Here is a 10,342-nt window from a genome sequence, read left to right as displayed (position 1 = left end):
GGATGCCGGAGATGGCCGCGGCCTGGCGCAATTCGTCGTTCAACCTGTGCAGCCGCACCTCGACGGTGTCCAAGCTGACGGAGATGGCACGCTTCCACCATCGGCTGGGCCGCGAATACCCGGACCTGATCCCGCGGGCCGATGTGCTGGCGGGCGACCTGCGCCTGGTGCGGCAGGCGGCGGATCGGCTGCGGGTCCGGACGGTGGCGACGGTGCGCCGCCGTCCGGAGCTGCTGCGCTGAGGTCAGATCGTCCAGAGCGGGCCGTAGGTGATCACCGTGTCACCGGCGCCGCTGACCACCTTCACGAACGGGCGGATCGTGGTCTGGCCGAGGACACCGGTCACCGAGCCGTGGAAGCCCGACATCTGGATGAAGCCGTCGCGGCCGAAGATATCGCCGCCCGCGCACTCGACGGTCTGGATTCCCGGGCCGAAGCCCACCTCGAGCTCGACACCGAGCTGCGGAATCAGGTCGAATACTTGAAGTTTCGGCTCATTGCCGAGCTCGACGCCGAGCCCGGGCGTGTAGTACTGGAATTTGATCTTGCCATTGAACGTGGCCGGATAGCCGACCATGTAGCCGATCGTGATGTGCCCCTGCCAGTCGTCGGCGTCGGGACCGGCGACGTGGTAGCTCGCCCGGCCGTGGTGGAACCACTCGCGGCTGAGCGGATTTCCGTCCAGTGGCGGCACGAAGTCGATGCGGGTGTCGGACTGGATGGCCTCCACGGTGCGGTCACCGCGATCGACGATGCTGGTGACGCTGTCGACTCCGGCACCCGCGGTGCCACCGGCCAGTGCCACGGCGAGCGTGACGGCCGCCGCGGCGGCGGTATGGCGTGCGACGGCACGCCGAGATCTACCCCTCATGATTTCCCCTGCTTCCCTCATCAGGTCTATCTGGTTGCGCCGTAACCCCTACGGACACAGTCGTATTGCCCTGTGATTCGTTGCCCGGCGGCTGCCGGATCCTTCCGCCGCGGTCTATGGCGGTTGCGGAACCTGCACGACCCACCGGCCGTTGAGCGCGGGCAGCCGGGCCTGCACCTCGGGGAGCAGGTCGGGCAGCGTGAGCAGGATCCGATGCGGCCGCGCCGCGACGAGCTGGGCCGCAGTGATGATGGGGATATCGGTGCCGGGCATGCGGCGGCCGTGTTTGGCGGGGGAGGCGTCGGCGACCCCGGCCAGCAGGCGGCGGTCCAGCCCGGCGCGGGCGAACAGCGCCACGGCGCGGGAGGCGGCGCCGTAGGCGTAGATCCGATTGTCCTGCGCGGCTTCGTATTCCAGCCATACCCGCAGATCTCGCACATCCTTGTCGGCGGCCTCCTGCAGCGGCCCGAGCGCCGCCGGATCGGCGAGGTCGCGCTCGGCGTCGAGGATGCCGCGCACCGGCTCGCCGGGTTCGGTGGGCCGGGGCACGGCGGCGACGAGCACCGTGCCGCCGTACAGATCGAACTCCCACGCGGTGACCGGATGCAGCCCGGCCGTGCCGAGCAGGTGCCGCAGCGCGGTGAGTGAGTAGTAGGCGAAGTGGCCGTGCCGCAACGCATTCCACTGTTGCCGCTGCACGATCGTGCGCAGCGAGTGGAACTGCAGCAGCAGCACGCCGTCGCGGCGGGTGGCGGCCGCGCGGTCGGCGATCGCGGCGCGCTGGTCCGGTTCGTGCATGAGCCCGAAGCTGTCGAGCACGACATGGGCGGGCCGGGAATGGATTTCGGAGAATCCGTGCGCGGCCAGCAGCGGCAGCCAGGTGCCGCCGTGCGGGCTGCCGAACTCCCGCGCCGTGCCCCCGGACAGCCAGCCGTCGCGGGCGACCCGGGCCACGGCCGCGGCGGCCTGGTCGCGCAGCGCCTGGGGCTCCAGCCCGCGCGGCTCGGCGACCGCGGTGTCGTCGTCGGCCAGCTGGGCCAGACCGCAGCCGCGGCACCAATCCATCGACAGGGCGTGCAGGGGATCCGCGCCGACCGGCTCGTCGACGACCGGGAAGTGGTTGGCGGCCGGGACCTTCCCGAGATCGAGCACCCGGGCGAGCGTCGTGCCGCCACAGGCGCGGCAGCCGAGGGCGCTCATCGCCCGCCGTCCTCGAGCGTGGCCCGGAGCGCGGCCCAACTCCCGGCCTCGCGGTCCCGGTCCGAGACCGCGGTGACGGGACGCGGCCACGGTATGGCCAGGTCCGGATCGTCGAAGGCGACGGCGAGATCCTCGGCCGGGTCGTGCGGGCGGTCGATCCGGTAGCACACGTCGGCGGTCTCGGTCAGGGCCTGGAAGCCGTGCAGAAAGCCGGGCGGTACGTACAGGTTCCGGAAGTCGTTGTCGTCCAACAGGAATTGCTGCCGGTGGCCGAATGTCGGCGAGGCGCGGCGGATGTCGATCAGGACGTCGTGGACGGCGCCGTGGGCGCAGCGCACCAGTTTCGCCTCACCCCGCCCGGCCCGGCCGTGCAGCCCGCGCACCACGCCGCGCACCGACCGCGACTGCGAATCCTGCACGAACGACGCTGCCGCGCCGCGCACGCCCAGCCGGGCGTCGAACTCCGCGGCATCGAAGGTGCGGGTGAAAAACCCGCGGTCGTCGCGGAACGGATCGGGTAACAGCACCAGCACATCGGCCAGTTCGGTGCCCTCGATGCGCACGGCCTCACGCCCCGATCCGCACGCGGCGCAGGCTCTCGTCCAGCACCCCCGCGTCCCGCAGGGCGCGCAGGCGCGCCAGCCGGGTGAACCTGTCGGAGAAGTCGGCGGCGGTGAGGCCGCGCGCCACATACTCGCGATACAGCTCGACGGCGCCGTCGGCCACGCTCCAGCGCGCCGAAAAGCCCAATTCCGCTCGCGCCCTGGCGAAGTCGACCCGGTAGGAACGCGGGTCGGCGCCGGTCTCACCCGTGATCACCAGCCGCGATCGCGGCACCGCCGCCGCCACGGCCTGCGCGATCTCGGCGACGGTGAGATTGTTGGATTCGTCGCCGATGTTGTAAGCCCGGCCGGAGATTCGCTCGGCCGGTGCGGTCAGGCACAGCGCGAACGCCGCCGCGATATCGGCGGCGTGCACCAGCGGCCGCCACGGGGTGCCGTCGGAGAGCACCCGCACCTCCCCGGTGAGCACGGCGTAGCCGACGAGGTTGTTCAGCACGATATCGGCGCGCAGCCGCGGCGAGAAGCCGAAGGCGGTGGCATTGCGCAGGAATACCGGGCAGAAGCCGCTGTCGGCGAGCGCGGCCACGGCGGCCTCCACGCGCACCTTGCTCTCGGCATAGGGCGTGAGCGGCCGCAGCGGCGCGCGCTCGCCGACGAGTTCGGCACCGGCCGCGCCGTAGACCGAACACGTCGACGCGTACAGGAAGCGGTGCACCCCGGCGGCCTTGGCCAGCCGGGCCAGCCGCACCGAGGCGTGATAGTTGATGTCGAAGGTGATCCGCGGTGCCAGCGCGCCCAGCGGATCGTTCGACAGCGCCGCCAGGTGGATCACGGCATCGAACCCGGTCAGCTGCTCGGCGGTCACATCGCGCAGATCGGTGACGATTCCCGAGGGATCGGCGGGCAGGGCGCCCAGCACGCAGTCGGCGTAGTAGCCGACGTCCAGGCCCACGACCTGATGTCCGGCGGATCGCAGCACCGGGACCATGACGGTCCCCAGGTACCCTTGATGCCCGGTGACGAGCACGCGCATGGTCACACACCTCCGAAAACGACTGTGGCCTTGTCGATCACGAAGCCCTCGGCATGTCCGGTGCGGCACTGGACGCCGCGCAGCCGGGACAGGCCGAGGAAGGCGTGCTCGTCGAACCAGTCCCGATCCCGTTGCGAGGGATAGTGTTCGACGAGCAGCTCGGCCTTGCGCCGGGCGATCTTCGTGGTGAGCGGGACGTACACGGTGGGCCGCGGCGTATCGGTCTCCCACTTGAGGATCTCGTAGCCGAGCACCAGGTGGTCGCGGAACTCGGTGGGCACCAACTCCGCCAGCAGGCGGTGGTCCTGGTGGGCGTCACCGCGCTGGGGGGCGAACACGAGATCGGGCTCGCCCTCGCGGCGCAGTCGCGCGACGGCGGTCTTGACCGCATTCCAGTGCGCGGGCGTGCGTCCGTCGGGCAGGTCCAGCACCGTCAGGCGCACATCGGCGTCCGGGCAGAAGGATTCGAGTGCCGCGCGCTCCTCGGCGGCCCGCACACCGCCACCGCCGCACAGCACCAGCGCCCGGACCCGCAGTCCGGCAACGGATTCGGCGAGCGTGAGCAGGGTGCCGCCCGCGCCGAGGGGGAGGTCGTCGCAGTGCGCGGCCAGCAACGCGATCTCGCGGACGTGCGCGGCCAGCCTCAGCATGCCGCGTCCTTCACGCCGTGCTCCCACACCATCCACGGCCGGTCGCCGACGTGATAGGCGGCGTCGAGTTCGGCGCGCTCCTTGAACGTGTCGGCCGGTTTCCAGAACCCCAGGTGCTGGTAGCCGAACAGCCGATGCTGTGCGGCCAGCGCGCCGCACGCGTCCTCCACCAGGTCGCCGCCGGGCGGGAGCAGGTCGAAGATCTCCTGGGTGAGCACGAAAAAGCCGCCGTTCTCCCAGATCTGCAGCCGCGACACCGGGGTGATCCGCTCGACCTCACCGGCATCGTTGACATCCACGCAGTGGAACGACGACTGCGGCGGGACGATCATCATCGACGCCGCGGCCCCCGACGCCGTGCACTTGTCGATCATCTCGTCCAGCGGCGCGTCGGTGAGGACGTCGGCGTAGTTGGCCAGGAAGTACCGTTCACCGGCCAGGTGCCCGCGCACCCGGCGTAGCCGTTCGCCGATCGCGGACTCGACACCCGTGTCGACGAACGTGATGGTCCAGTCGCTGATGTCGGACCCCAGCAGCTCGACCTGTCCGCCCCGGATGACGAAGTCGTTGGACGCCGACTCCTCGTAGGTCAGGAAGTAGTTCTTGATATGGGCCGCACCGTATCCCAGGCACAGGATGAAGTCCTTGTGCCCGAAGTGCGCGTAGTAGCGCATGACGTGCCAGATCAGCGGCCGTGGCCCGACCATCTGCATGGGCTTGGGCACCGGATCTCCGGAGCCGCCGCGCATGCGCATGCCGTAACCGCCACAGAACAGAACAACCTTCATCTCCGGCCCCCGGATAGATCGGCGTGGTGCAGGATGGGCAGTGGATACACCAGTTCCGCGCCCCAGTCGGCGAGATGTCGCAGCTGTGCGGTGATCTCGGTCTCGAGATTCCACGGCAGCGCGACCACGACCTCCGGCCGGTCGGCGTCGAGGCGCTCGGTCGGATGGATCGGGATGCGCGTGCCGGGGGTGTAGCGGCCGTGCTTGTACGGGTTGCGATCGACGGTGTAGGACAGCAGATCCGGGCGGATGCCGCAGTAGTTCAGCAGCGTGTTGCCCTTGCCCGGGGCGCCGTATCCGGCCACGCGGCGGCCCGCGGCGCGGCAGTCCAGCAGGAACCGCAACAGCTCGTGGCGCACCTGCTCCGCGCGCGGGCGGAGACCGGAATACCCTGCCGCACAGTGCAATCCGGCCTGGCGCTCGGTCTGGAGCAGGCGTTGGACGCGGGCGGTGGGGGTGGCGTCGGGTAGCGGCCGTGCCCACAGCCGCAGCGATCCGCCGTGGGTGGGCAATTGCTCGACGTCGACGACCGTGAGGCCGCCGGTGGCGAGCGCGCGCTGGGCCGACAGCAGCGTGTAGTACTGGAAGTGCTCGTGGTAGATGGTGTCGAACTGGCCGAGCCGCACCAGGTTCAGCGCGTGGTGCACCTCGACGGAGACCCACCCGTCGTCGGCCACCAGCGCGCGCAGCGACCGCGTGAACCCGAGCAGGTCCGGCACGTGCGCGTAGACGTTGTTGGCCACCACCAGGTCGGCGGCGCCGTGCTCGGCGCGGATCTTCGCCGCCAGCTCCTCGTCGAGGAATGCGGTGACCGTCGGTACGCCGTGCGTGCGCGCCGCGGCGCCGACGTTGACCGAGGGTTCGATGCCCAGCGTGCCCACCCCCGCCGCGACCGCGTGCCGCAGCAGGTAGCCGTCGTTGCTGGCGACCTCCACGATCAACGATTCCGGGCCCAGCCCGAGCTGGCGGATCGCTTGGGCGACAAAGGCGTTGGCGTGGCGCACCCAGCTGTCGGAGTAGGAGGAGTAGTAGGCGTACTCGGTGAAGGTCTCCTCCGGGGTGATCAGCGCCGGGATCTGCAGCAGCAGGCAGTCCTCGCACAGTCGCAGATGCAGCGGATAGGTCGCCTCGGGAAGATCGAGTTCCGCGGCGGTCAGGAATTTCTCGCACGGCGGCGTGGCGCCCAGATCGAGCACGCTGGCCAGCCGGCCGGAATCACACAGGCGGCATCGCACGAAGAATTCCCCACCTCTCGCCGGGACCGGGTGCCCGGCGAAAAATGCCGGGACGATCATCAGGTCGGCATCGACGAGCCTTACGTTACAACACGATTCCCCCGATTTTCGGCCGTCGTGCCACGTGAATTCCGGTCGGTTTCGTGCCAGCCGGAGAAAGTCCCCGGAAAACTTCCGAACGACTCTTGCGAAATAGGGGTACTGCTGATCGTGCGGCCGCAGCCGCACCGGTCCGCGCCGGGACTGGCGGGAAGACCAGGGGATTCAACAGCAAACCGGTTGCCATGTTTCCGGCTACCGTCGAGATATTCTGTGCCGCTGGGAATTCGGCGCGCGCACCGAAGATCGGCCCAGTAACATTCGTCTTCGGAACGGCGAAACACCGTCGAACCCATCGGGATTGCCACGGTGTGGGGGAGGTGTATTCATTCATGAATTTCGAACTTCGAGCCGGTGCGGCCACGCGCGCATCGGGGACACCGCGGTCCGAACGAGAACGCTGGCAGCTCGAATACGCGCGCCGACTGTGGGTGGGCGATCTGGTGGTGGTCGGCCTCGCGGTCGCCACCGCGCAGGTGATCCGCTTCGGCGGCCCGGTCGACCCGCCGCTGGCCAGCACGCTGCCGCTGGAGGTGCGCTACACGGTGGTGTCCATCCTGCTGGGGCTGGTGTGGGCGGCGTTCCTGGCCGCCGCCGGTGCCCGCTCGCCGCGCGTAATCGGCAGTGGCACAGAGGAATACCGGCGATTGGTGGCCGCGACGCTGCGGCTGTTCGGCGTGATCGCCATGCTGTCGCTGATCTTCCGCTTCGATATCGCGCGCGGATATCTCGCGATCGCCCTGCCGCTCGGGCTGGCGGGCCTGATGGTGCAGCGGCGGCTGTGGCGGCGCTGGGTGGCCGGGCACCGCCTGAGCGGGCGGTACGCGGTCCGGGTCCTGGTGGTGGGCAGCCGCGGCGCCGCGGCCGCCATGGTCGCGGCATTCTCCCGCGATCCGTCGTCGGGCTATCACGTGGTCGGCGTCTGCACTCCCGACGGCGACACCCCCGATCTCGAGGTCGCCGGACGCACGATTCCCGTTGTGGGAGACGACCGCTCGGTTCTCGACGCGGTGCGAGCCACCGGTGCGGACACCGTCGCCGTCACCGCCACCGACAACCTCGGCCCGTCCGACTTCCGGCGCCTGGCCTGGGAACTGGATTCGCCGGGTGTCGAGCTGATCGTCGCCCCCGGCCTGGTCGATATCGCCGGAACCCGGCTGACGCACCGGCTGGTGGCCGATATGCCGATGCTGCACGTGGAGAAGCCGCAGTACGACCGCGCCAAGTCGATCGGCAAGGCGGTGTTCGACTGCTGCTTCGCCGGGGCCGCGCTGCTGGCCATCGCGCCGGTGCTGATCGCCATCGCCCTCGCGGTGAAGATCACCAGTCCCGGGCCGGTGTTCTACCTGTCGGAGCGAATCGGCCGGGGCGGCAAGCCGTTCCGCATGATGAAGTTCCGGAGCATGTACGCCGACGCCGAGGCGCGCGCCGCCGATCTGATCGCCGCCGACGGCGGGAACCCGTTATATTTCAAGATGCGAGAGGACCCGCGGGTGACCCCGGTGGGCCGGGTGATCCGCAAGTACTCCCTCGACGAGCTGCCGCAGTTCTTCAACGTGCTGCGCGGCGATATGAGCGTGGTCGGTCCGCGCCCGCAGGTGCGCCGGGAGGTCGACAGCTACGACGGCACGATGCGCCGACGGCTGCTGGTCAAACCCGGAGTGACGGGCCTGTGGCAGGTCAGCGGCCGCTCGGACCTGTCGATCGAGGACGCCATCCGCCTGGACCTGTCCTACGTGGAGAACTGGTCGATGGTTCTCGACCTGCTGCTGATCGCCCGCACGATGGGCGCGGTCACGCGCGGCGACGGCGCGTACTGAAATGTGAACATCATTTAGTAAAGGGTGTTCACAAATCGGATGTGGTGTGGTTCACTCCTGTGGAACGTGTTCCAAAGGAGGTACCGTGTCAGCCCCGTCCATCTCCCACGACTTCGACTTCACCGATCCCGACCTGCTCTCCACCCGCCTGCCCGTCGAGGAGTGGGCCGAGCTGCGCCGCACCGCCCCCGTGTGGTGGGTCGATCAGCCCGACGGCGTCAGCGGCTTCGACGACGGCGGGTACTGGGTCGTCAGCAAGCTCGACCAGATCAAGGAGATCTCGAAGAACTCCCAGATCTGGTCCACCAACGCCAATACCGCGGTGATCCGGTTCAACGGCGACATCACCCGCGACGAGATCGATATCCAGCGCGCGATGCTGGTGAACACCGATCCGCCGGCACACGACAAGCTGCGCCGCATCATCTCCCGCGGCTTCACCCCGCGCGCGGTGCAGAGTCTGCGCGAGGCGCTGACCGAGCGCGCCGAGCGCATCGTGCACGAGGCCAAGCAGACCGGCGGCGGCGATTTCGTGCAGCAGGTGGCCTGCGAGCTGCCGCTGCAGGCGATCGCCGAACTGCTGGGTGTGCCGCAGTCCGACCGCGGCAAGCTGTTCGAATGGTCCAACAAGATGATGGGCTACGACGATCCGGAGTACCAGGACAGCTACAAGATGGCCAACGCCGAGGTCATGGGCTACGCCTGGAATCTGGCCGAGGAGCGCAAGAAGTGCCCGGCCGACGATATCGTCAGCCAGCTCGTGACCGCCGACGTCGACGGCGAGGCCCTGGGCTCGGACGAATTCGCCTGGTTCGTCATCCTTTTGGCCGTCGCGGGCAACGAGACCACCCGCAACGCCACCACGCACGGCATGAAGGCGTTCGTGGACTTCCCCGAGCAGTGGGAGCTGTACAAGGCCGAGCGGCCGCGCACCGCGCCGGACGAGATCGTGCGGTGGGCCACGCCGGTCGTCGCCTTCCAGCGCACCGCCCTGGAGGACACCGAGCTCGAGGGCCAGCTCATCAAGAAGGGCCAGCGGGTCGGGCTGTTCTACGCCTCGGCCAACTTCGACGAGGAGCGCTTCGACAAGCCCTTCGAATTCAACGTGCTGCGAAACCCCAACCCGCACGTGGGATTCGGCGGCACCGGCACCCACTACTGCGTCGGCGCGAACCTGGCGCGGCTGCAACTGGATCTGATCTTCAACGCCATCGCCGACGCGATGCCGAACCTGCGCGAGATCTCCGAGCCGGTCCGGCTACGCTCGGGCTGGTTGAACGGAATCAAGAGCTGGCAGGTTGCCTACGAATGAGCAGCCGGGAGCGCCGGGGTGCGCTCGTGTGACGGAGGCAGAGGATGAGTGAACCCGCGCGGAGGGGGCGGTTGCCCGCGGTCAGTGACGCGGACATCCGCCGGGTGGCCAGAACGCTTCTGGTGCAACAGGGTCCGGAGGCGGTGACCCTGCGCGCCATCGCGCGCGATCTGGGCATCACCGCCCCCGCGCTGTACCGGTACTACTCCTCTCGCGACGAGCTGGTGGCCGCCGTGCGCAGCGATATCTGCGCCGACCTGGCCGCCGAGCTCGCCGCGCAGGTGGCGGAGCTGCCCGACGACGGCGTCGTGCAGCTGTTGGCCATCTGCAAGGGTTTCCGGCACTGGGCGCTGGCGCACGCGCGGGAGTTCACCCTGGTGTTCGCCTCGCCGACCGGCGAAGGACCCAGTGCCATGCGGCAATTCGACGAACCGTTCGGCCGCATCTTCCTCGAGGCGGCCGGGCGGCTGCTCACCACCTACGACATCGTCACCCCGGCGACCGACGTGATCCCCGACCCGCTGCGCGAGGATCTGGTCGGATTTCAGACCGAACTGCTTGCGGTACTTGCCGAATCGGGCCAGAAGTTCCCGGCCGAGAAGCTGGACCTGGGCGTCACCTATCTGATGATCACCTTCTGGGCCCGGCTCTACGGCCACGTGACCCTCGAGGTGTTCGGCAACTACCCGATCCCCGTGCGGGACTCCGACGCGCTGTTCGACGCGACGCTCGCGGATCTGGTCCGCGCGATCGGCCTGCAGGTCGCCTGAG

Annotated in this window: 10 protein-coding genes and 1 pseudogene; 4 read left to right on the top strand and 7 right to left on the bottom strand. The window is 69.3% G+C overall.

The genetic code is table 11. The features are described 5' to 3' along the window. Positions 1–242, top strand: a pseudogene (locus QH290_RS11720) (glycosyltransferase family 2 protein); the annotation flags it as partial. A gap of 2 nt (positions 243–244) precedes the next feature. Here QH290_RS11720 and QH290_RS11715 read toward each other — a convergent pair. From QH290_RS11715 to QH290_RS11685, 7 genes are all read right to left on the bottom strand, one after another. Next, positions 245–871 (bottom strand): MspA family porin, encoded by a 627-nt coding sequence (locus QH290_RS11715; RefSeq protein ID WP_280382850.1) that lies wholly within the window; start codon positions 869–871, stop codon positions 245–247. A gap of 114 nt (positions 872–985) precedes the next feature. Further along, positions 986–2,071 carry a transferase gene (locus QH290_RS11710; RefSeq protein ID WP_280382849.1) on the bottom strand — a complete coding sequence of 362 codons (1,086 nt, stop codon included), beginning with the start codon at positions 2,069–2,071 and terminating at the stop codon, positions 986–988. After that, positions 2,068–2,634: a dTDP-4-dehydrorhamnose 3,5-epimerase gene (rfbC, locus tag QH290_RS11705; RefSeq protein WP_280263995.1), complete on the bottom strand. Its 567-nt coding sequence runs from the start codon at positions 2,632–2,634 to the stop codon at positions 2,068–2,070. The genes QH290_RS11710 and rfbC overlap by 4 nt, the downstream gene beginning before the upstream one ends. 4 nt (positions 2,635–2,638) lie before the next feature. Further along, complete coding sequence (locus tag QH290_RS11700; protein WP_280382848.1) at positions 2,639–3,667, bottom strand: NAD-dependent epimerase/dehydratase family protein; 1,029 nt, start codon at positions 3,665–3,667, stop codon at positions 2,639–2,641. Positions 3,668–3,669: 2 nt separating this feature from the next. Next, positions 3,670–4,317, bottom strand: coding sequence for a PIG-L deacetylase family protein (locus tag QH290_RS11695; RefSeq protein WP_280382847.1), 648 nt, complete (start codon positions 4,315–4,317; stop codon positions 3,670–3,672). Continuing rightward, entirely contained in the window at positions 4,311–5,105 is a 795-nt protein-coding gene (locus tag QH290_RS11690; RefSeq protein ID WP_280263989.1) for a glycosyltransferase family protein, read from the bottom strand. Before QH290_RS11690 ends, QH290_RS11695 begins: the two co-directional genes overlap by 7 nt. Further along, positions 5,102–6,340 (bottom strand): class I SAM-dependent methyltransferase, encoded by a 1,239-nt coding sequence (locus QH290_RS11685; RefSeq protein ID WP_280382846.1) that lies wholly within the window; start codon positions 6,338–6,340, stop codon positions 5,102–5,104. Before QH290_RS11685 ends, QH290_RS11690 begins: the two co-directional genes overlap by 4 nt. A 431-nt stretch (positions 6,341–6,771) precedes the next feature. Between QH290_RS11685 and QH290_RS11680 the strand changes: the two genes are divergently transcribed. The 3 genes from QH290_RS11680 (at position 6,772) to QH290_RS11670 (ending at position 10,341) form a co-directional block, all read left to right on the top strand. After that, complete coding sequence (locus QH290_RS11680; protein WP_280382845.1) at positions 6,772–8,259, top strand: sugar transferase; 1,488 nt, start codon at positions 6,772–6,774, stop codon at positions 8,257–8,259. 85 nt (positions 8,260–8,344) lie between these two features. After that, entirely contained in the window at positions 8,345–9,571 is a 1,227-nt protein-coding gene (locus tag QH290_RS11675; RefSeq protein ID WP_280382844.1) for a cytochrome P450, read from the top strand. A gap of 44 nt (positions 9,572–9,615) precedes the next feature. Continuing rightward, positions 9,616–10,341, top strand: a complete 726-nt coding sequence (locus QH290_RS11670) for a TetR/AcrR family transcriptional regulator (protein ID WP_280263983.1) — start codon at positions 9,616–9,618, stop codon at positions 10,339–10,341. Position 10,342 lies beyond the last annotated feature (1 nt).

Source organism: Nocardia wallacei (assembly GCF_029869545.1).
In the GTDB taxonomy this organism is placed as follows: domain Bacteria; phylum Actinomycetota; class Actinomycetes; order Mycobacteriales; family Mycobacteriaceae; genus Nocardia; species Nocardia wallacei_A.
Note: the sequence above shows the minus strand (reverse complement) of the source record. Positions and strands in the feature narration are given on the sequence as shown.

Coding starts and splice junctions, on each gene's coding strand:
- QH290_RS11715 (WP_280382850.1), bottom strand. CDS start 871: ATGAGGGGTAGATCTCGGCGTGCCGTCGCACGCCATACCGCCGCCGCG.
- QH290_RS11710 (WP_280382849.1), bottom strand. CDS start 2,071: ATGAGCGCCCTCGGCTGCCGCGCCTGTGGCGGCACGACGCTCGCCCGG.
- QH290_RS11700 (WP_280382848.1), bottom strand. CDS start 3,667: ATGCGCGTGCTCGTCACCGGGCATCAAGGGTACCTGGGGACCGTCATG.
- QH290_RS11695 (WP_280382847.1), bottom strand. CDS start 4,317: ATGCTGAGGCTGGCCGCGCACGTCCGCGAGATCGCGTTGCTGGCCGCG.
- QH290_RS11690 (WP_280263989.1), bottom strand. CDS start 5,105: ATGAAGGTTGTTCTGTTCTGTGGCGGTTACGGCATGCGCATGCGCGGC.
- QH290_RS11680 (WP_280382845.1), top strand. CDS start 6,772: ATGAATTTCGAACTTCGAGCCGGTGCGGCCACGCGCGCATCGGGGACA.
- QH290_RS11670 (WP_280263983.1), top strand. CDS start 9,616: ATGAGTGAACCCGCGCGGAGGGGGCGGTTGCCCGCGGTCAGTGACGCG.